Consider the following 19,612-nt stretch of genomic DNA (forward strand, 5'->3'; position numbering starts at 1 on the left):
CCGTTTGGTTGGGCCGGGTATTCCTCAATTTTTCGGCGGACCGGTGCGCGTAGACTGTCCTGACCGTGACGCAATGTTGTGCCCCCCGCACCACGGACTCATGGCCCATCCATCGTGATGGGCTTTTTTTCGTGGCCGGGTGGGTGGTCATGCTTTGTCGCGTCGATAAATGCGCTGGATGATTCCAGTCAGCCGGTAGGTGGGATAGCCGATGTCCGAGAAGCAGGCTTTGACTGAGCCGACGGGCAAGTCGTCGGGGGCATCCATGCCGCCGCCGGAGATGCGCACGAAACTCTCGTCAGACAGTCTGTCTTCGACGCACTCGACGCACGAAACCGAGTAAGACCTGACGTGCCTATTTTCGTGACGGATTCCGTGGACAGTCCGCATGTTCGCTGGGCGGAAGTCTAGGCGACGACGTGCCGTGGCATCGGGTGCCGGCACTTCGAAGAGGCTCAATTGGCCCTCCCGGCAGTCGCCCAGAATGATCTCGTTCTGTCTCATGCGATCCTCCGCAGAATCCGGGCCGTGTTGGTCACTTCGATGCTCATACCTGCCTCACCGAGTAGCGCGACCATCAGTTCGCCCGCTTTCGTCAGGCCGCCGAATCCTTCCGGGTGGCCGTCGCTCGTGCGGTTCCAAAACACCAATCCTTTCCGCTCAAGAGCCTGGACGGTGGACACATCGACGGCGAACAATTGCGCATGCTCGGCGCCAAGGGAAATGCGAAGGAGCGCGTTGCACTGCGATTTCGACAGGCTGATCGAAAAGGCGACGTTGGTGGCAAATTCGCTGAATGTCTGGTTCACGATTTCCGCTCCTCCGCTGCCTGAGAGGCGGCATTGAACGACGGGTGTGGCGGGAGTGGGCACCAGTCGGGCACGCCTTTGGCGATACCATTGCTCGCGTCCTGATCGGGAAGCCGCTGATAGTTGAACATGCTGCACTCATACTGCCCATAGTGCCGCTTGCGATACGGGCACATTTCGCAGGTTGCTATTGGGATGCACCGGATCATCATCATCCCCCCTTCGCCTGGGCGGCAATGGCGGCATCGATGGCTTCGCGCGGAGTGTTGAAGTAGCGGGAGTCACCAGACAGGATGTGGTAATTCTCATCGTGATCTTGCGTCCATACCTGACACTGGCGGATTGTCCCGTCTCGATCCTCCCATTGCGCCCATGCCTGTTGCTCGATGAGGAAGTCGAGCCGCTCCGCATCCTTGCGATCCCCGCCATCCGCCGACAGCGCGTCTTGCCAATCCTCAACTCTGGCGCCGTCGAGACTTAGACCGCGTTTCTTTGCCCATGCCGCAAGTGCATCAACAGCAGGGGTCGCCAAGTTGGCAGCCGAAAGCGTGAGCACTTCATCGCGGCTTGTCAGGTGCCCCATGAAATCGAACAGTGCGCCAGCGATGATGGAAGTTCGCTCGTGCTGGATATTCGCCGACAGCGCGGCGCATACCAGCTTATAGACGGACGGCGATATGATTGGGATTCTGTATTTGCCGTCTGCGTCCTTACGGAACCCGGCCCAAATCAATTCGCCGGACTTCGTTAGATTTGCCGCAAACAGTTCAAGTTCTTCGAGCGTTAGCGGCGCATCGCCGCTCGCCTTCTCGGGAGACGTGAGGGCAGCATGCCACGCGTCAGACGCGCCCTGAGTCCGAATGTCAAGATAAGACGCGCCATCACCCAATCCCGTTCGATCAAGCGGAAAGCCTTGATTTTTTGCCCATGCTTCAAACGTTACAGATCGCTCGCCGCCCACCTGCTGCGCATCTGCGGCGCACTCGGCTTTACCATCGGCAAGCCCTTGGCGGTATCCGGCCCAGTCCGGTGTAAAGGCGCGCTCGCCGCCATTCACGGGCACATCTGCTGCACGCAATAACCGCATGATTTGTGCGTCACGATCCGCTATATCGTAGGCATCGAGTCCGAGGAGTTCCGCAAGACGATTCCCATATTCTGCGATGAATCGTTCCGCGTAGTGCTCGCCTCCATTCACGGGCGCGGCATCGCCATAAACGAGCGGTCTGCGGGTTACAGTGTACGTGCGGTCGTAGTCCCTGCCCGGAAAGCCGAATGGATTGTCTTCGCCATACGTCAGGCGTTCATCAGTCTGACCGCCCTCCTTGTGCATGACGTGCTCATACGCCACCGCCTCTTGCCCTGCGCTCTGTGCGGCTGGCATGGGGGCGGCGGAGAGCAGCACGTCAATCCATTCGTCAAGATCCTTGATATGTGCCGCGATCACGGGGTCGCGGGCCGAAACGCTGTTCTTGTGGTTGTCCTGCGTGTGCTTCAAATATTCGATGAGCGCATCAAACGTCACGGTCTTGTGGTCAGGCATTTTTACGCTCCTTGATCAATCGCAGGATTCGTCGGATGTCCTTACGGATCTGCGCGCGACGGTTCCGTGCGTTGCCGGTGTAGCGGTAGTCCTGGTATTCGAGGTATTCGCGGGTGTTACAGCAAGGGCAGGGCATATTGCCGCCGCCCACCAGCATCCCGTCTTCGAAGGCATCCAAGTCCCACAGCTCGCCTTCGATGCAAATGGCATCAATGTAGGGAGCGCCGAAGTGAGCGCCTTCGTAACCGCAGCCATAGCTATTCGGTGGGTCATCGTCGAGCGTCTCGACAACAGAAGGCGGCGCAGGATCGGTATTCAGCCCTTCGGGGCGGGGGTCCATGTAGTTGGTCATCGCTGCGCTCACTTGATGGTGATGTCCGGCACGATCACCGAAGGCTTGAAGATGACCTGGTAGTGATATGCGCTGACATTTGCTGCATCGATCTGCTCAACGAAATACGTCACGTTGTCCGACAGGCCGAGAAAATGCTTCTTGTAGCTGTTTGGGCCGGTTTTGCAAGTAATCGAAACTTCTCGCGACTTGTCGTTGTTGCCGAGAGAGCAAAGTCCTTCAATGCTGAGCATGTAATCCCCCGTGATGCCGTTGTAGAACACGACTCGACGGGTGATCTCGAAGTTGTCGGCTGCCTTGGAGAGGTTATGCGACGCAACATCTGCGTCATTACTGCAACCAGGCAGAGCAGTAACCAACAACATAAAAGCCAAAGCAGAAATAATCTTTCTCATCTCAATCTCCGTATCAGTGTGTAATTCCTGGCTGTTCGCCACCATTCAGCAGCACGGCCGCCGGGCGCCTCGAAATCAGGCGGCGGATTGGAATGTCATGCGCTTGAAGATGGAGCGAGCACGCTCAACGTCGCCAATGCAATACGTCGCGACATCTGCGATGCGGCCGGCGCGCACGAAGTCCCAAACCATGCTGCCGTCGATTTCTTCACCATCAAGTTCTGCGCCCTTATTGGGAATGCCCAGCACATCGCAAAGCTTCCCGAGTCCCACGCTTCCCTTGATGCCAGCCCATCGCGTCATCGTGTCGAACACGTAGTCGTCCCATGGGCGGGCGTGGAAAGGGATGATTGATGGAGGTTGGATGCCAAGGACGACAGCGCGCTGAAAAATGAAGCGCAAATCGAATTCGGTAACGTAATGACCAACAAAGACAGGACGGCGATCACTGCTCGGTGCGTAGCTATTCTTGATCGCGTTGAAGGCCGCACTGATTACGCTTGCCTCGTCACCGGCCCAGTCGTCCGAATAGAACGAGACGGGCGGGGCATCGTCAAAGGCAAGCCCGATCACTGCAATTTGTCCGAGTCCGCCATCAAACGAGGTCTTGCGCCATTTCTCATCTGCAACTTCTTCCGCCTTTTCATCGCGGAACCGATCAACCCACTTCGCGAGCATTGCATCCTTGCTGGTGAATTTGATTTCCTGTGCATCGGTCATTCCAAGATCGGATGCGGCCTGTTCCTTGGTCAAAGACGGCGGTGCTTTAAAGTTCTCGGCAACATCGCGTCGGATTGCTTCGAGGACTTCGGGGCGCTGGCACGGGATGGTTTCGATATCAAGATAGATGTTCATGGCATGCCTCAGAACGGGATATCATCGTCATGGAAACCGGCGCCGCCTGTGACATCTGCATATTCTTTAGCACCTGACGGTTTCCCATACTTCGAAATCCATTCCGTACTTTCCTTGATCGTTTCACGAAGCTTTTCGTGAAGCGTTTCGAAGAAATCCCAATCCGGCGAATCAAGATCGAACATCCGATTTTCATGAACGGGATCGGGCTTGGCATTTTTAAGCGCTCCCGGCAACGGCGTAAGACTGGAAATATTGCTGTAGACCTTGCCGTTGGATTCGTTCTGTGTGACGTTGACCATGCAATAAGCGCCAATCAATTTGGAAACGTCGAATGCTTTCGCTTCCTCATCTGTAAAGTCTCGGCCACGCCAAGAAACCAAGTCGTGACGCAGGCGCGCTTTGTCAGACAGACTCAATGTGTAGCGCTTGCTAATGGTCATCGGCATTGCTTTGCCGTCCACATCGATTGTCAGTGGCTCACCATGCTCGTCTTCACCAAAAAGCTCCCAACGGATGATAATTTTGTGTTGAAGCTTTACGTCGCCTTGGAATTCGACCCGTTGTGTGCCAATGTCGATGAGCGAGTAGCAACGTCCGATGAACACGCCTGCGGGGACACGCTTGAAGTCGCCGCCACCGTTGTCTGATGCGATGAATGCCATGATTGCTTTTCCTTGGATTCAGCCGTCACGGGTGGCTGTTGACCCTTAAAATATTCTTCCCATTGCCCGACTTCAGCCCACCATTGCGGGTCCATGATCAGATGCTCCGATAAACGACGTGCTGCGCCGTACGAAGGCTGTCGTCGGCATCAAACGAGCCGACAATCCCAGCACCCAGCGCAATCACGGCAATGAAGATCAGCGCGGCCACGCCGGGAAAGCGAGCAGCAAACCGGTCGATGCGCTCCATCAGCGTCGGCGCAGGGCGATGGTGACGAAGCGAGCACTCATCGGCGGTATGGCCTTGGCGCCCGCAGCGGACGCAGTAGTCGGGGGTCATGCGGCACCTCGTACGGTGGTTACGCCAGAGTCGTCATCACGCCAGCCACCTTCGTCCCATCCGCCCGTGATCTCGTCATACGCAGCGTCGTACGAAGCTTCTCTATCCTCAGATGAGTTCTGGCCGCGCTCAATGAACGCCGCGTACTGGCCCGTACGCGCCTCCTGCTTGATGGCCTTGCACGACTTCGAGCAGAACAGGCCCCAGCCGCGCTTTACATCTGCTGCACGTGCCTGAAACGGCTTCTTGCAGCGCTTGCACGTCCGATCGACCATCTTCGGGGCCGGGTAGCGTTTGGCTTCGCTCATACCTGTTCACCTCGTGCTTTGGAGAGGGCGGCGCGGGCGCGCTCGACCTTTGAGAGAAGCTCGTCCATTGCCCACTTCTCGTGGAAATGCACGTCCTCTTCGAACTCGCTTCGAGCAGCAATCAGTCCAACGGTGGCGTGCAGCGATTCCACCGATTCATTGATCGCGTCCAGCACCTCCAGCAGTTCCGGCGCGGCGGCGATCAGGCAGGCAGTAGCTTCACGTTCTTCGTTCTGCGGGCCGTCGACAGCAGTGATGCGCTGTACGCCGTTCTCGATCCAGAAGCACTCAACGCCTTCTTCGGGAATCGAAGGAACGCACGACCAAGGACCGGAGATGTGCTTATCAGCCATGGAACACCTCGCCCTCAGCAAACACATTCACCTCGACCTCGAACGCGACTTGGAGGATCTCGCCGGCGCGCTTCGTGTTTTGCTTGATGAGCGCGTCTTGCAGCGCTTGGTATCCGGCGTAGTCGTGCTCTTGCAGGCGTTGCAGCGCGTTGATCACGTCCACGCACTCGGCGGCTCTGTCTCGGGCGCGGTCAAGTGCCTCGGCCGCGTCCTTCTGGCGCATGTAGTCACCCAAGTCGCGGGTGACGATGCAGGGTAGGGGGGCGTTCATCTCGGCACCTCACTTCGCTGCGATCATGCGTGCGAACAATTCATGCGCGCTGACCTGCAAGGTTTTTACGGTGGGTCCAAGGGCGTCCCCTGCGGCGGCCCATGCGGCGGCCCATGCGGCGTCCCATGCGGCGGCCCCTGCGGCGGCCCCTGCGGCGGCCCATGCGGCGGCCCGTGCCTCATTGATCTTGGGCAATGCAATGTCGAGTTCGGCGTTGCAGGTGATAGCGGGAAGCGAGACGAGAATGTCGGCGTGAACCTTCAGCGCAGGCGTGAGAGCCAGCCAAGCGGCGCAATGCACGCGTACCAGCCAGTCAAAGGCCATCCACGAGCGCTTTTCGGAGAGTTCCTTCGATCCAGCGGTACCGACAAGGAGAGGGATGTATTGCTTGAGTTGGGCGCGCTCCTCGTCGGTGCGCATGCCGTCGTTCCAAGCTCGGCCGAACGCTGCGAGAACCGGATCGACGCATGCCGGGGAATCGCCGAAGGGTTCGCCAGCAAACATGCTCACGACTTCGAGCAAGCAGTGTTGGCCGCTTTCGGCGGTGTGGCCGCCGGAACTCAGAACTACGGTTTCGAGATCAAGGAGGTTGCTGGTGGTTTGCATGACATTCCCCTTACGAAGCGAGCGTCAGACTGTCGCGATGCATGCAGATACAGCGGTCGGCTCGTTGACCTTTAGCGCGCACGAAGACGTAAACCAGCGTGTCAAATTCGAAATCGACCGTCCCGGTAAGCCCTACGTATTTGCGGTCATTGATGATCGACGTATTGCCGATGACCACCTTCTGTCCGGCGAAGAATTTCTTATTTGCTGCGGTTGCGATGGTTTGCATGGCTGACCTCATGTCGTTTGGTAAGAGCTACGAGGCGTTCGCCTCGGTGTTCGTGTGAACATGAGGCAAGTATAGAAAATCTGCACCACAAAGGTCAAGAAAAACTGTACTTTCCGTTGAAAAAAGTACCTATCGTGTTCCAATTATTGATAGCTTATGTGCGCTCGGCACCCCTCTTAATTTCTGGGCGTGCGAAAATTCAGGACAACAAAAAGCCCGCCGAAGCGGGCTTTGACAGTTCGTGGAGCGACGTCAGTTGCAGAACATTTGATTGCCGATCTGTTGGCAAGTCTTCCCGTTCGAATAATACGTCGTGTTACCGATCTGCTGGGCTGTTGTGCCGTTGTTGTAATAGGTCGTGTTGCCTATTTGTTGAGCACTTTGCCCATTGGACCAATAAGTCTGGTTCCCGATTTGCTGGCCGACATTTCCGTTGCTGTAATACGTTTGGTTCCCAATCTGTTGAGCAGTCATGCCGTCCTGGTAGTAACGGGTATTCCCAATGTCCTGATACGACTGTTGGGCAAAAGCAGAGGAACAAAGTGCTGCTAGTAGAAAAGTCAGTGAAAACCGAGTCATGTCATATCTCCTCAAGAATTGTGGACTTCTATCTGAGCATGTTCTCTCGGCGCTCAATACACACGCCGATAATGTGAAGATGGTCCCTTTCGCTATGAAGCATAGGGTAGTCCTCATTCATTGGGACCAGCTCGAAAACCTCATTCCCGTGCTCATCAACACCCCTAGGGCGATACTTTTTGAAGGTCGCTTCGTCATTTGAGTTCTTGGCTACAACAAACTGCCCCGGCTTAGGCGATAGTTCCGGATCAATGATCGCCAAGTCGCCTTCAAAGAATCTCGGCTCCATTGAGTTACCTCGGATGCGAAGAGCAAAAGTCCGTGCCGAACATGGTGCCGACACTTCAATAATCTCGAACCCCCCTCCCAAAGAAAAAGGGTCGATAACTTCCACCATTTGCCCTGCCTGGACGTAACTGATAACGGGCACTCTTCGAAGTGCGGTGCTGGCTGCTACAGGTTCTACGTTCGAGTGGACTAGCCGATCAATGCCAGGAATGGCGATCGCATATCCGGTGATCCTCGCGATCTCTTTGATCTGGCCGAAGCTGGGCTCATGTCGTCCGTTTTCCCAACCAGAAACATTGCTCTTTGTTTTTCCAAGTTGCTCCGCCAACTGCTCCTGCGTGAGTTTGGCTGCTTCGCGGCTTGCGCGTACCCATTGGCCGATATCCATAAGCCGAGTGTAGAGAAAATCTTTACGCGGAAGGTCAACAAATTCTTGACTTTTGTGGTGCAGAATTTCTATACTTTGAGTCATGGAAAAGCCTCTTGACAAAGCGATTCGCATCGTCGGATCAGCAACAAAACTCGCAAGCGCTCTTGGCGTGACGAAAAGCGCTGTTGGCCAATGGGGCGAAGAAGGTCGCCGGGTACCTGCTGAGCACTGCCCAGAAATTGAGCGCCTTACAGGCCACGCGGTTCTTTGCGAAGAACTCCGTCCAGATATCGATTGGATGGTTGTCAAAGAGCGCCTCCGACCAAGCCCCAGCGTCCCACAAGAGGGCGCAGGGGCAGCGGAAAGTAGTACCGGGGGCGTGGCTCTTGAGGGAGTCGCCTGAAATGAGCGCCATCCGTCGTGTGATTCGCGCGCTCCGTACGTATGACGATGCGTTGCTCGACCGTCTTGAAAGAGAAATTGCCGGTGAGCGTGCACGTCGCAAGGTCACAGAAAGCCAAGCTCCTTTGTCGAGTCTGTCCCCGACTCCAGAACCCAGTTCACGAGTCCAAGCGGGATGGCTAGCGCAACCGCAGGAGTGCCGTGGGTTTTTCCTTCCTGATCCGGCACCAAGCGGAGGAAGCCATATCCCGTTAGATGCACCTCGATGCAGCGCACCAATGCGTTCCCTGCGTCCGGAACCTCTGGTCCAAGTGGGATCACTGGGACGAGCTCCAGATTTTGATTCAGCTTCGCAAGTGCTACTCGAATCGATGGATCGTTTTTGACTGAGACGTAGAAATAGTTCATAGGGGCCTCTTTCCGTGTTGATTGAAGGGTGACAACGGAAATCTAACATGGTCTGAGGCTCCTTCTTTTTTGGGTGTGGCGTCCGAAGAGACGTCTTTATTTTGGGCTTCTTCGTACCGGCAACTACAGGAAAACAACATGACGGTAATCACCACTAAGCAGATGACGCTTGATTTTCAGCCGGGTTTGGCTGAACGCCATCAGTCTTTGCTGGCCTGTGTCCGTGCCGGCGCGTATTCCCATTCCAACCCACTGAAGACCATTGCGGCTGACATGGACATGTCGCAGTCAACGCTTTCGCGCAAGCTCGGCGGCGATCCCGACGACCCCCGCAAGTTTTCCGTGGATGACCTGGAGAAATATCTGGTAGCCACAGGCGATCTGACGCCGGTCTATTTCTTGATCGAGAAGTACTTGCAGGACGAGAAGGCAAAGCAAGACCGAGCGCTTCAGGAATTGGCGAAGCGTCTGCCTGACGTGCTGGCATTGATCAAGCAGGTTAGCGCAGGAGGGGCAGCTTAATGACCGCTTACATCATGAGCGCCGTCGTGCTTCTGGCCGTCGCCATTCCTACGTATCTGGTGCTTCGGGGTTAGTCATGTCTTCAATCATCCCGACGTTTCAAGGTGAGGTTCAGCTTGCGGGCTGGAGTGATACCCACAACGGGGGTGCCAAGGTCACATTCTGGCTGACCGATGCGACCGACCTTGAGGCATTCCGAACCCTGACTATCCGCAAGGGCAATCATGCTGGCCATCGATTCGCCGCTGTGTTGGTCGAGATTGGCGACGACGAACAGCCCGTACAACCGGAGTCTCAGCAGAAGGGCGGCGAACTTGCCAAGCTCGCTGGCCAACTCTGCAACAACCCCGAATTTTGGAATTTCCTGCATGCGAAGCATGGCTGGGCGTGCTCGATGTCCGAGGACGCCGCAAAGCTGATCCGTAACCGATGCCGTATCAACAGTCGTTCAGAACTCGACCACAAGGCAGAAGCTGCGGCGATATTCCACGAGCAATTCCGCGAGCCGTTCGTTGAATGGCGGCGTTGGAGCAAGCAATGAAAGGCCGCACGCCAACTACTGCTCAGAAACATTTCCACGATGACCTGTGCCGTCATATCGGCTGCATCGCGTGTCGCTTCGAGGGTGGTTTCAACGACTACGTTTCTTTGCATCACATTGATGGCCGTACGAAGCCTGATGCTCATTGGCTCGTTTTGCCGCTCTGTGGCGGCCATCACCAGGACAACGGGACGGCTGTGGCTGTCCACCCCTACAAGGCCCGCTTCGAGGAACGCTACGGCGCGCAGATGGACTTGCTGCGCTGGTGCATCGAGTGGCTACAGCAACGAGATATGCAAGTCCCTGACGGCGCTTTGATCGCTGCCGGGATGATCGAGGGCACGTAATGGATTGGTTCCGCATGTACTCGGAATTTGCTTCCGACCCGAAGGTACAGATGATGAGCGAGGCTATGCAACGACGCCTCGTCATGCTTTTCTGCCTACAGTGCAGTAACGGCATTGAAACGTTTCATGTAACCGAGCGTGAAACATCGATTGCGTTTGCAATGCGAGTTTCGGAACAGGAGTTGGCCGAGACGAAGGATGTTTTCATGCGTCGAGGCTTCATCGATTCTGATTGGAATTTGCTTAACTGGAGCAAGCGTCAATATGAGTCGGATTCAAGCACAGGGAGGGTTAGAAGGTATCGAGAGAAGCAAAAACAACAAGTCGAAACCAATGAAACGTTACAGAAACGTTCCAGTAACGCCCTAGAACAGAACAGAACAGATACAGAACAGAAGGATATGTCGGGCAAGCCCGACGCCTCCTCCAAACCCCGTCGCTCTGCAAAACCAAAACCCGAAGACCATCCACAAGCCAGTGAGGTGCTGGACTACCTGAACGCAAAGGCTCATCGGTCATTCCAGCCCGTGAAGGCGAATTTGTCGATGATCGGCGCTCGGCTTTCCGAAGGCGCGACGGTTGCGGACTGCAAAGCCGTGATCGACGCAAAGGTAGCGCAATGGCTGAACGACGAAAAGATGGCCGAATACCTGCGGCCTGAGACGCTTTTCAACGCGACGAAATTTGCTGGCTATCGGGGCAGTCTGCCTTCTCCAGACGAACCTCCGCCTGACCCCAGCAAGCCGCCGCCGTATGTGGTCATCCCGGAGGGTGCGAGGTGGATTCCTGGGCGCGGGGTGGCATTTTGAAAGCCGCTCCGAACACGGGTGCAGTCCTCGAACTGCTGCGTGACGGCGTACGGCCAGCATTCGTCGGGGTGACGTTTTGCGGTGAAACGCCATTCGACCGCGATGGATTCGATGTGTATCCGAATCCGGGTGAGCGGTATGAGTGGCGTTGGGCGAGAGGATTGGACGTCGTGGCCTTCGCTAAGCCGGGGCAGCCGATTGCTGGAGAGCTTCAGGCTATTGCAAACGCCAGGACGAATTCTCTACATCTTTGGGACGTCGAGCGACACGTCGGGGCGGAAGTTCTTCTCGACTTCCCCGCGTCGCATGAGCGCTACCGGTCTATGGTTTCGTCAAGGACACTGCCCGTGTGGCTCATGCCTTGGGATGCCCGAATGAATACCGAGTTTTTGGGAGTCAAACATGCAGGTGCTTAAAGCTGACGTCATCAACCTGTCGGATTACATGACCGACACGGCCGAGTGGCACAAAGTGAGACCGGCTTCCGAGTGGATGAATGCTGTTGTCGATCATTTCCATCGTCCGCCGGAAATGCCCGCTGTCCGATTGGGCTGGACCAAGACGTGGGGGAAAGTCGATCTGCGCGACGGCGAGGTGACGCTTTGGGCGGGCGTGAACGGTCACGGCAAGTCGATCATCACCAGTCAGGTTGCGCTTGACCTCTGCACGCAGGGCCAGAAGGTGTGCATCGCATCATTCGAAATGAAACCGCATAAGACGATGGCGCGCATGACGCGTCAGGCATGGGCAGCTTCGGATCCGTCTCAAGGATTCATCCGTGACTTCCACAAATGGACGGATGACCGGCTCTGGATCTATGACCACCTCGGGAAGGTGACTCCGGACGCCATTTGCGCCGTGGCGCGCTATTGCGCTTCGGAGCTTGGCATCAAGCACTTGTTCGTGGACAACCTTATGAAGTGCGTTGCTGGTGAGGACGACTACAACGGCCAGAAGGATTTCGTTGACCAGCTTACGTCAGTGGCCCAGGCCGAGAACATTCATATCCACCTGGTAGCACACGTCCGCAAGGGAAAAGACGAATACGACCAGGTGGGCAAGTTCTCCGTCAAGGGTTCAGGCGCCATTACCGACTTGGTGGACAACGTGGTGATCGTCTGGCGTAACAAGAAGAAGGAAGCGCTGGCAGAGGGCAAATTGCACCTCAAGAACGACGAAGCGGATTACGTGATGGCCGAGGGGGATGTGATTCTGTCCATCGAAAAGCAGCGTCACGGCGAGTATGAGGGCGCCTTTCATTTTTGGTTCGACCGTGATTCGTTTCAGTACGTGGAGAACCGCGGAGAATTTCCGCATCGGTACAAGTTGCCCAAACCCGTTGAATCGGTCGATATGGCCGAAACCGTGGAGTTCTGACCATGCGCGTGTCCAAGGAATTTGCTGAAGAGTTCGCCTATCTAGTCGAGTGGTACGGCTGGACGGCCGAGGAGGTAGCGGAGATTAAGCGAAATATCAAAGCTGACCCTGAGCCGATGCTTCAGTTCTTCTCCAGCTTGTCGAAGGCTCACAAGCGTGGTTATCGATTCGCCAACGGGGACGGCTTTCATCTTCTGAACGTTTTCTGCGCTGAGAACGGCATTCCTGATCCTTATGGCCACGCTTATACCGGTGCCGAAGTTGACCGTATTGCGAGCGGCAATGCGTAGAGCCGCCAAGGTCGACGCGAATCAGCCCGAAATTGTCTCGGCCCTTCGGGCTATCGGGGCAACGGTCGCTGTAACTAGCACGGCTGGCCAAGGTTTCCCCGACATTTGCTGCGGATGGCGCGGCCGGAATGTGTTGTTCGAGATTAAAGATGGGAGCAAGCCGCCGAGCGCGCGAAAGCTGACTCCTGACCAGATCGAATTTCATGCCGCATGGAAGGGTGAGATTGCGGTTATCACGTCGGCTGCTGAAGCCGTCGACTACCTGTTGAGAGGGTGATATGCCATACACGACAGCATGGACGACAGAAGAAAGGGAGACGCTTTGCCAGCATTGGGGAGACGCTGGCCCGGTGAAGCGTGTTCTATGCCCACTTCTCCCCAAGCGGAGTGCTGACGCAATCGTGCGCTACGCCAGATTCTTGGGGCTTCCAAAACGCCCAGCATATCCGAAAGAGCGGTTTGCCCCTGCGTGGGAAGCAATCCGCACTTACATGGAGGCCCATCCGAACAAGAGTGCCGAACAGATCAGCAATGCGCTTGCGATGTCTATGAGCACGGTTGCAAAGCACCTTCGTGCAAAGCACAGGGTGGATGAAATCCATGTGTCTGATTGGGGGCGCGTTGGAATAGTCGGGCCATATGCGCCTCATTACACATATGGCCATGGTCGAAATCGCATGAAGCCTCGCCCGATCACCGCGGCCCAAGCGTGTGCAAGGTATCGGGACACAGTGAGAAAAGATCCTGAGCGTCTGGCCATACGAAATGCGAAAGATCGGCTTAGGTATGCGGAAAGAACTGGCAATCTGGTAAAGCGTGACCCGCTGGTGGCCGCGCTGTTCGGGAGCGTGTGATGGATGACAAAGAACAGATGCGGCGCAAGTTCGAGGCTTGCTTCCATAGGGGCGAAACGTACACGGAGCGGGATTTCCAGATGTGGTGTGCCGGGCGCGCGCAAGGGTTCGTAGAAGGCACCGCAGCAGGCAGTTTGCTTGTGAGTGGCGGTAGCCAATCGCCTAGCCTGCCGCCCGGACGCGTCACATGGGTAAGTGAACCATTCGCAATCGTGATCGACCGCTTGTATGACGGGGCAGGTTTAGAGATCGCGATATTCGACGGCGATGAAAGTTACGTCTTTGCGGACGGAGATTGCTATCAGCGTGAGGGGGAGAGCATGTTGAGCAATGGGAATACCGCCGAATTCCTCACGCATCATCAGTTTCAGGAGCGTTTCATCAAATCTTACCGGAGTGCCCATGACCGACAAAGAGATGCTTGAGCTTGCGGCGAAGGCGGCGGTGCTGACCCGATATGAAGATACCGACCTGTGGTTAGACGAATCAGGAAATGTAGTCACCTTTGACCCACTTGAAGACGACGGCGACGCGCTGCGGCTGGCAGTGAAGTTGAGACTGCAAATCACGGTTACGTCAGATGGCGTCCATGCTGAAGGGCTGCCGATAGGTTATCTACTCCCCTACGCGCACGAAGCGTTCGACGGGCCGGGGTGTGATGGGGAAGCCACTCGCCGCGCCATCGTCCGCGCTGCTGCTGAGATAGGGAAGGGGATGTGATGACCTATATCTTACGAGCCGTAAATAACGGTTGGATTCTGACAATTCCACCAAATGAGCTGGACCAAACCGCCCCTTACGGTGATTTTGTCTACGCCAACCTACGCGAAGTTGCTCAGCGCCTCGCCGAACTACATGGTGAGCCGATGCCACTTGAGTATTAGGGCCAGCATGACGCCCATCAACATATTCATCATCGCCAGCACAGCAACCATCATCGGTTTCGGCGCGGCTTGTCTGCGGTATTTAGCATAGGGAGAAAAGATGGCATATACGGCATGCCCCACCCCGAAGGTTGAATATGTCTCGTCACTCGATACATATCCCTATGACGCATTGGACGACCTTCTGTATGACTGGTATTGCCGGGAGCAGGGGTATGTCCCTGTGGAAGGTTACGGGCGCCAGGATGTGGCATGCGCGAGGTCAGCCAGTTCGGATCAATGGCTTTCATCTGACGAGGTTATCGACAGCCGGATTGAGGCGTATGTCATGCCGATGATCTCATTCGCGATGGAGGAATTGCTGAGCGATGACCGTATCGCGATCATGACCGAGTTACGCAATCGAAAAGGGCCGGCAGTGTGGCGCAACCCTCGCGTGGTTGACCAGAAGGAAGCCTATGCAAAGGCTAAGGCCAAGATCGCGCCGATTCTGTCGCGTAAAGGGGTCGAATGGTAAGTATTGCTTTTTTTCGAAAGATGTGCCATTCTTTGCGCAGAGGCCAGAGTTGCCTCTAAAAAAAGCCGCTTCGGGTCATGCCGGGCGGCTTTTCGTTTTCTCACGCATGGCGATTGCATCCGGTACGCGAAATCCGGACGCGAAATCCGATTACTAACCGCCTCCGGGCGGTTTTTGCGTTTCTGGCTTACCCCAAGCCGGTAGTGGGGAGAAACACCGGCAGCGGTCGATACTTTGGGAAGCCGTCTCCTGCCGGTGCAATACCGGATCCTTTTGGCGGTAGGCGACCGTAACGTTATCTGGAGATCATGATGGACCAATCGAACGAAGTGCAGCCGGTCGTGACCGATGCTGATGTAGGTGAGCAGGGAAACGTGCCGGGAATGTCGAGTACCGATACGACTACTGCGGCGATTGCACAGAGCACACTCGATGCTGGGTCGAATTCATCGGATGGGCTGGCGACAACGAACTCTGGGGAAGCGGCTATCTCCACTGACCAGAAGGCCGGGACGCTGATGCGCCTGCACGCTGCTATCGACGCGCTCGAAGCCAAGATCGGGAGCGGTGTTCACGTATTCGCGCATGAGGTTGCTGCGGTGCGTGAGATGGTGAAAGCCGCAATTTGACAAAAAATAGCAAAAAATAGCAATGGCAAAAGGATCTGCTCCGGGCGAACGCCGAGGAGGTCGTAAGAAGGGAACGCCGAACAAGGCTACCGCTGACATCAAGGCGCTTGCACAGCAGTTCGGCCCGGAGGCCATCCAGAAGCTCGTAAGCATCATGCATACGTCTGAAAGCGATCAGGCGTGCATAGCGGCGGTCAAAGAGTTGCTTGACCGTGGATACGGCAAGGCTATGCAGGGCGTCGAGCTAACCGGTAAGGATGGGCAGCCGGTTCAATTCAAACAGATCGAGCGCGTCATTGTCCGTTCTAAGGATTGAGACGCCAGCGGTCTATGAGCCGCTTCTTGCCCCGGCCCGTTACAAGGGCGCATACGGTGGGCGAGGCTCAGGCAAGTCCCACTTCTTCGCTGAGATGTTGATCGAGGACTGCATCCGGCAAAGGACCGATGCAGTGTGCTTGCGAGAGATTCAAAAGTCGCTCAAGTTCTCGGTCAAGAAACTGCTCGAAAGCAAGATTGAAAGCCTCAACGCGGGTTATTACTTCGACGTTCTGGACGCGCAGATCAACGCGAAGAACGGCGGCGTAATCATCTTCCAGGGGATGCAGGATCACACGTCGGACTCGATCAAGTCGCTCGAAGGATTTACCCGGGCGTGGTTCGAGGAAGCGCAATCTGCCAGTCAGCGCAGTCTCGACCTGCTTCGTCCCACCATCCGCGCACCGGGCAGCGAACTATGGTTCGGCTGGAACCCACGCTACGCGACGGATCCGATTGACGTGCTGTTGCGTGGCGATACGCTTCCGCCTGGTGCTGTGGTCGTAGAGGCGAACTTCAGCGATAACCCGTGGTTCCCGCAAGAACTTGTCGATGAGATGGAGTACGACAAGCGGCGCGATCCTGACAAGTACGCTCACATCTGGCTTGGGAAGTATCAGCAGAACAGCAATGCCCGGGTGTTCCATAACTGGCGCGTCGAGGAATTCGAGCGTCCAGAGGGAACCATACACCGTCTAGGCGCTGACTGGGGCTTCTCTGTCGATCCTTCGGTTCTGATCCGTTGCGATATCGATGGCAACCGCCTGTACGTCGATTACGAAGCCTATATGGTGGGCTGCGAGATCGTGAACTTGCCGGAACTGTTCATGAGCGTGCCGGACGCCGAGAAGTGGCCTATCACGGCTGACTCGGCGCGGCCCGAGACGATCAGCCACATGCAGAAGAACGGATTCCCTAAGATCCGCGCTGCGATCAAAGGGGCGAAGTCGTTGGAAGAAGGTGTCGAGTTCCTTAAGAGCTTCGACATCATCGTTCATCCGCGCTGCAAGCACCTGATTGATGAGCTGGCGTTGTATAGCTACAAGGTCGACCCTCTTACGGAAGCGATTCTTCCGATCCTGAACGACAAGGACAACCACGTGATCGATGCCCTTCGATATGCGTGCGAAGGCGCTCGCCGGGCTGGCAAAGCGCCAAAACCACAGAAACCTACTATTCGCCGGACGATAACATCCGGCGGCTGGATGTCATAAGGAAGCCATGGCCCGCAAACGCAAATCCGAAGAAACCGCCGAAAGCAAGATCGTGGCCGAAGCAAAGGAACGCTTTGCGCGCTGCGAGGAAGCCGAAAGCGAGTTCCGGAAGAAGTTCGTGGAGGACATGCGTTTTGCGAATGGCGATTCTGACAATGGCTGGCAGTGGCCCGACCAGATCCGCAACACGCGCGAGGGCGATGCGCGCCCGTGCCTGACGATCAACAAGACGCGCCAGCACAACCTCCAGATCATCAACGACGCCAAGCAGAACAAGCCGAGCGTCAAGACGTTGCCGGTAGACGGTGACGCTGATATCGAGATTGCCAAGATCCTTGACGGGATTGTGCGCCATATCGAGTACAACTCGCACGCCGAGATCGTCTATGACACGGCGACTGAGTTCGCGGTGCAGGGTGGCTTGGGCTACTGGCGCATCGTCTGCGAGTACGCACATGATGGCTCGTTCGATCAGGAAATCTTCCTGCGTCGGGTGAAAGACCCGCTCACGATCTATCTGGATTGCGATATTGAATCGGCCGACGGCGCCGATGCCAAGTTCGCGTTCGTGTTCCAGGATATGAGTAAGGCCGAGTACGAGGCCACTTACCCAGGCGAGCGCGCGCAGAGCGTCACGTTTGGCGACGACACGACTGGAAGCGACTGGATCAGCAAGGACAAGATCCGCGTCTGCGAGTATTTCCGCAAGACGACGAAGACTGACACGCTAGTCAACCATCCTGAGCGCGGCCCGGTGATGCTTTCAAGCATCGAGGATGAGCAGGAACGCAAGGTTATCGAGGCCGATGCATCGATCCAGAAGCGCCCCGTCTCAGAGCCTGCCATTACATGGTATCTGCTGGCCGGCGACAAGATCATCGACGAAAAGCCGTGGGCGGGACGGTATATCCCGATCGTGCGCGTAATCGGTGAGGAAATCTGCATCAACGGAAAGACCGAGCGCAAGGGTCACACGCGCAGCATGAAAGACGCGCAGCGCATGTACAACTACATGTCCAGCGCTCAGGTCGAATACATCGCGCTGCAGACGAAGACGCCGTATGTGGGGCCCGCTGAAGCGTTTGAAGGATACGAAAGCGAGTGGGCGAACGCCAACAAGGACAATCTCCCGTACCTGCCATATAACGGGCTGCGTGACGATGGAACGCCCATTGAACGCCCGCAGCGCGAGCAGCCGCCCGTCGGTGCCCAAGCCTATCTGAGCGGCATGCAGACGGCTCAACAAGAACTGATGATGGCCTCGGGCCAATATCAGGAGCAGTTTGGGCAGCAGTCGAATGCGCAGGCCGGTGTGGCGATTCAGGCACGCCAGCGCCAGGGCGACCGCGCTACTTACCACTACATCGACAACGTTGCTCGGGCTATTCGGTACACGGGCCGCGTGCTGATTGACCTGATCCCGAAGATCTACGATACGCAACGTGTCGTGCGCATTCTCGGAGAAGACGGTACAGAGACATTCGCGAAGGTCGATCCGCAGCAGCAGCAGCCACTCCAGCAAGTTCCGCATCCGTCGATTGCGAACGAGGTGCAACTGATCTTCAATCCTGGCATCGGTCGATATGACGTGACGGTAGAGGTTGGCCCGAACTATGAGACGCGACGCCAAGAAGCGTTTAACGCGCTCACGCAGATCATGTCGCAAGACCAAGGGCTGATGAAGGTAGCGGGCGACTTGCTGTTCAAGGCTGCTGATTTCCCGATGGCTGATGAGGTTGCGGAGCGCTTGCATCGCACTATCCCCCCGCAAATTCTTGGTGAAGGCCCTACGCCGCAAGAGCAGGACATGACGCAGAAGATGCAGCAGATGGGGCAGATGATCGAGCATTTGTCTCAAGCCCTGCAAGCTGCTCAGGCGGATCAAGGGAACCAAGCCGAGGAAACGAACATCCGTGCCTATGAGGCGGAGACAAAGCGCCTCGCTGCAATCGGAAAGGACATCAGCCCTGAAGTCGTCGCGCATGTGGCTACGCAAGTGGTGATGCAGATGATTCAGACCGGTTCGCCTGATCCAACGATGAATGGCGCGCCACCGATGCCGCCAGATCCATCGCAGATGCAACCCGCACAACCCGCTCCGGCGGGTTTTTTTACGCCTAGCCAAAACCAACCGGAGCAGTAAATGACCTATCCCGGAATCCTCCAAGACCTCGGATCGACTTCTCCGATTCAAGGCATCTACAACATCAAGCAGGTGCTGACGCCTGCGTCTGTAGCGGCCAATACCACAGCAGAGCAAACGTTCACTGTGCCTGGCTTGCAGGTAGGCGATTCGATTGACGTCAACAAAGCGTCGCATCAGGTCGGCTTGTCAATCGGCAACGTTCGGGTGTCGGCTGCAAACACGCTGGCGATTCAGTACGTGAACACCACGGCCAGTCCAATTGTGCCGGCGAGCGAGCAATACATCATCGGCGGCCAGCGCTAAGCCACAGATTCACCGCTTTACCCAAGCCCGTTACTCGAAAGAGTCGCGGGCTTTTTTGTTTCCGCACCCGTCCGGTATGGCGGGGCTCAAT

At 56.4% G+C, this 19,612-nt stretch carries 32 protein-coding genes; 15 read left to right on the forward strand and 17 right to left on the reverse strand.

What is annotated here, in order from left to right; genetic code table 11:
- Positions 1-147 precede the first annotated feature (147 nt).
- The 16 genes from PEP31012_RS18365 to PEP31012_RS18435 all read right to left on the reverse strand — a co-directional run bounded on the left by PEP31012_RS18365 (position 148) and on the right by PEP31012_RS18435 (position 8,065).
- Entirely contained in the window at positions 148-504 is a 357-nt protein-coding gene (locus tag PEP31012_RS18365) for a hypothetical protein (RefSeq protein ID WP_150590733.1), read from the reverse strand.
- Positions 501-809: a hypothetical protein gene (locus PEP31012_RS18370; RefSeq protein WP_150590734.1), complete on the reverse strand. Its 309-nt coding sequence runs from the start codon at positions 807-809 to the stop codon at positions 501-503. Before PEP31012_RS18370 ends, PEP31012_RS18365 begins: the two co-directional genes overlap by 4 nt.
- Entirely contained in the window at positions 806-940 is a 135-nt protein-coding gene (locus PEP31012_RS24175) for a hypothetical protein (protein WP_281355517.1), read from the reverse strand. The genes PEP31012_RS18370 and PEP31012_RS24175 overlap by 4 nt, the downstream gene beginning before the upstream one ends.
- An 80-nt stretch (positions 941-1,020) precedes the next feature.
- Positions 1,021-2,352, reverse strand: coding sequence for a hypothetical protein (locus PEP31012_RS24055; protein ID WP_246171372.1), 1,332 nt, complete (start codon positions 2,350-2,352; stop codon positions 1,021-1,023).
- The gene (locus tag PEP31012_RS24060; protein WP_246171373.1) at positions 2,345-2,704 is read right to left on the reverse strand and encodes a hypothetical protein; all 360 of its coding nucleotides are present in this window, start codon (positions 2,702-2,704) and stop codon (positions 2,345-2,347) included. The genes PEP31012_RS24055 and PEP31012_RS24060 overlap by 8 nt, the downstream gene beginning before the upstream one ends.
- An 8-nt stretch (positions 2,705-2,712) precedes the next feature.
- On the reverse strand, positions 2,713-3,099 hold the full coding sequence (locus tag PEP31012_RS18385) for a beta-sandwich lipoprotein (protein ID WP_150590735.1): 387 nt from the start codon (positions 3,097-3,099) through the stop codon (positions 2,713-2,715).
- Positions 3,100-3,174: 75 nt separating this feature from the next.
- Positions 3,175-3,954 (reverse strand): 3'-5' exonuclease family protein, encoded by a 780-nt coding sequence (locus PEP31012_RS18390; protein WP_150590736.1) that lies wholly within the window; start codon positions 3,952-3,954, stop codon positions 3,175-3,177.
- Positions 3,955-3,962: 8 nt separating this feature from the next.
- A complete protein-coding gene (locus tag PEP31012_RS18395; protein WP_150590737.1) occupies positions 3,963-4,619 on the reverse strand; it encodes a phage replication initiation protein, NGO0469 family in 657 nt (218 codons plus the stop codon).
- A 97-nt stretch (positions 4,620-4,716) separates the two neighbouring features.
- The gene (locus PEP31012_RS18400; RefSeq protein ID WP_150590738.1) at positions 4,717-4,959 is read right to left on the reverse strand and encodes a hypothetical protein; all 243 of its coding nucleotides are present in this window, start codon (positions 4,957-4,959) and stop codon (positions 4,717-4,719) included.
- Entirely contained in the window at positions 4,956-5,267 is a 312-nt protein-coding gene (locus PEP31012_RS18405) for a hypothetical protein (RefSeq protein ID WP_246171374.1), read from the reverse strand. Before PEP31012_RS18405 ends, PEP31012_RS18400 begins: the two co-directional genes overlap by 4 nt.
- Positions 5,264-5,620, reverse strand: a complete 357-nt coding sequence (locus PEP31012_RS18410) for a hypothetical protein (RefSeq protein ID WP_150590739.1) — start codon at positions 5,618-5,620, stop codon at positions 5,264-5,266. Before PEP31012_RS18410 ends, PEP31012_RS18405 begins: the two co-directional genes overlap by 4 nt.
- Positions 5,613-5,891, reverse strand: coding sequence for a hypothetical protein (locus tag PEP31012_RS18415; protein ID WP_150590740.1), 279 nt, complete (start codon positions 5,889-5,891; stop codon positions 5,613-5,615). Before PEP31012_RS18415 ends, PEP31012_RS18410 begins: the two co-directional genes overlap by 8 nt.
- A 9-nt stretch (positions 5,892-5,900) precedes the next feature.
- Complete coding sequence (locus PEP31012_RS18420; protein WP_150590741.1) at positions 5,901-6,497, reverse strand: hypothetical protein; 597 nt, start codon at positions 6,495-6,497, stop codon at positions 5,901-5,903.
- 10 nt (positions 6,498-6,507) lie between these two features.
- Positions 6,508-6,726: a hypothetical protein gene (locus tag PEP31012_RS18425; RefSeq protein WP_150590742.1), complete on the reverse strand. Its 219-nt coding sequence runs from the start codon at positions 6,724-6,726 to the stop codon at positions 6,508-6,510.
- Positions 6,727-6,978: 252 nt separating this feature from the next.
- The gene (locus PEP31012_RS18430; protein ID WP_150590743.1) at positions 6,979-7,305 is read right to left on the reverse strand and encodes a hypothetical protein; all 327 of its coding nucleotides are present in this window, start codon (positions 7,303-7,305) and stop codon (positions 6,979-6,981) included.
- Positions 7,306-7,333: 28 nt separating this feature from the next.
- The gene (locus tag PEP31012_RS18435; protein WP_174978297.1) at positions 7,334-8,065 is read right to left on the reverse strand and encodes a LexA family protein; all 732 of its coding nucleotides are present in this window, start codon (positions 8,063-8,065) and stop codon (positions 7,334-7,336) included.
- Here PEP31012_RS18435 and PEP31012_RS24285 point away from each other — a divergent pair.
- Entirely contained in the window at positions 8,064-8,366 is a 303-nt protein-coding gene (locus tag PEP31012_RS24285; protein WP_150590745.1) for a transcriptional regulator, read from the forward strand. The two genes, PEP31012_RS18435 and PEP31012_RS24285, sit on opposite strands and share 2 nt — an antisense overlap.
- 104 nt (positions 8,367-8,470) lie before the next feature.
- On the opposite strand, the gene PEP31012_RS18445 is transcribed toward PEP31012_RS24285, so the two are convergent.
- Positions 8,471-8,773 carry a hypothetical protein gene (locus PEP31012_RS18445; RefSeq protein WP_150590746.1) on the reverse strand — a complete coding sequence of 101 codons (303 nt, stop codon included), beginning with the start codon at positions 8,771-8,773 and terminating at the stop codon, positions 8,471-8,473.
- 138 nt (positions 8,774-8,911) lie between these two features.
- Between PEP31012_RS18445 and PEP31012_RS18450 the strand changes: the two genes are divergently transcribed.
- The 14 genes from PEP31012_RS18450 (at position 8,912) to PEP31012_RS18520 (ending at position 19,521) form a co-directional block, all read left to right on the forward strand.
- A complete protein-coding gene (locus PEP31012_RS18450; protein ID WP_150590747.1) occupies positions 8,912-9,295 on the forward strand; it encodes a phage regulatory CII family protein in 384 nt (127 codons plus the stop codon).
- Between the two features lie 76 nt (positions 9,296-9,371).
- A complete protein-coding gene (locus PEP31012_RS18455; protein ID WP_150590748.1) occupies positions 9,372-9,836 on the forward strand; it encodes a hypothetical protein in 465 nt (154 codons plus the stop codon).
- Entirely contained in the window at positions 9,833-10,183 is a 351-nt protein-coding gene (locus PEP31012_RS18460; protein ID WP_150590749.1) for a Ref family recombination enhancement nuclease, read from the forward strand. Before PEP31012_RS18455 ends, PEP31012_RS18460 begins: the two co-directional genes overlap by 4 nt.
- A 14-nt stretch (positions 10,184-10,197) precedes the next feature.
- A complete protein-coding gene (locus tag PEP31012_RS18465; RefSeq protein WP_174978298.1) occupies positions 10,198-10,992 on the forward strand; it encodes a conserved phage C-terminal domain-containing protein in 795 nt (264 codons plus the stop codon).
- Positions 10,993-11,394: 402 nt separating this feature from the next.
- Entirely contained in the window at positions 11,395-12,369 is a 975-nt protein-coding gene (locus tag PEP31012_RS18470) for an AAA family ATPase (protein ID WP_246171375.1), read from the forward strand.
- A gap of 2 nt (positions 12,370-12,371) precedes the next feature.
- Entirely contained in the window at positions 12,372-12,659 is a 288-nt protein-coding gene (locus PEP31012_RS18475; protein ID WP_150590751.1) for a hypothetical protein, read from the forward strand.
- A gap of 853 nt (positions 12,660-13,512) precedes the next feature.
- On the forward strand, positions 13,513-13,938 hold the full coding sequence (locus PEP31012_RS18485; protein WP_150590753.1) for a hypothetical protein: 426 nt from the start codon (positions 13,513-13,515) through the stop codon (positions 13,936-13,938).
- Positions 13,916-14,233: a hypothetical protein gene (locus tag PEP31012_RS18490; RefSeq protein ID WP_150590754.1), complete on the forward strand. Its 318-nt coding sequence runs from the start codon at positions 13,916-13,918 to the stop codon at positions 14,231-14,233. Before PEP31012_RS18485 ends, PEP31012_RS18490 begins: the two co-directional genes overlap by 23 nt.
- Before the next feature lie 264 nt (positions 14,234-14,497).
- Positions 14,498-14,914, forward strand: a complete 417-nt coding sequence (locus tag PEP31012_RS18495) for a hypothetical protein (RefSeq protein ID WP_150590755.1) — start codon at positions 14,498-14,500, stop codon at positions 14,912-14,914.
- 308 nt (positions 14,915-15,222) lie between these two features.
- A complete protein-coding gene (locus tag PEP31012_RS18500) occupies positions 15,223-15,543 on the forward strand; it encodes a hypothetical protein (protein ID WP_150590756.1) in 321 nt (106 codons plus the stop codon).
- A 22-nt stretch (positions 15,544-15,565) separates the two neighbouring features.
- Positions 15,566-15,859, forward strand: a complete 294-nt coding sequence (locus PEP31012_RS18505; RefSeq protein ID WP_150590757.1) for a hypothetical protein — start codon at positions 15,566-15,568, stop codon at positions 15,857-15,859.
- Positions 15,801-17,072, forward strand: coding sequence for a PBSX family phage terminase large subunit (locus PEP31012_RS18510; protein ID WP_150590758.1), 1,272 nt, complete (start codon positions 15,801-15,803; stop codon positions 17,070-17,072). Before PEP31012_RS18505 ends, PEP31012_RS18510 begins: the two co-directional genes overlap by 59 nt.
- A gap of 7 nt (positions 17,073-17,079) precedes the next feature.
- Positions 17,080-19,215: a portal protein gene (locus tag PEP31012_RS18515; protein ID WP_150590759.1), complete on the forward strand. Its 2,136-nt coding sequence runs from the start codon at positions 17,080-17,082 to the stop codon at positions 19,213-19,215.
- Positions 19,216-19,521: a hypothetical protein gene (locus PEP31012_RS18520; RefSeq protein WP_150590760.1), complete on the forward strand. Its 306-nt coding sequence runs from the start codon at positions 19,216-19,218 to the stop codon at positions 19,519-19,521. It abuts the gene before it with no gap.
- The last annotated feature ends 91 nt before the right edge of the window (positions 19,522-19,612 follow it).

It is taken from the genome of Pandoraea eparura (assembly GCF_902459725.1).
GTDB lineage: Bacteria > Pseudomonadota > Gammaproteobacteria > Burkholderiales > Burkholderiaceae > Pandoraea > Pandoraea eparura.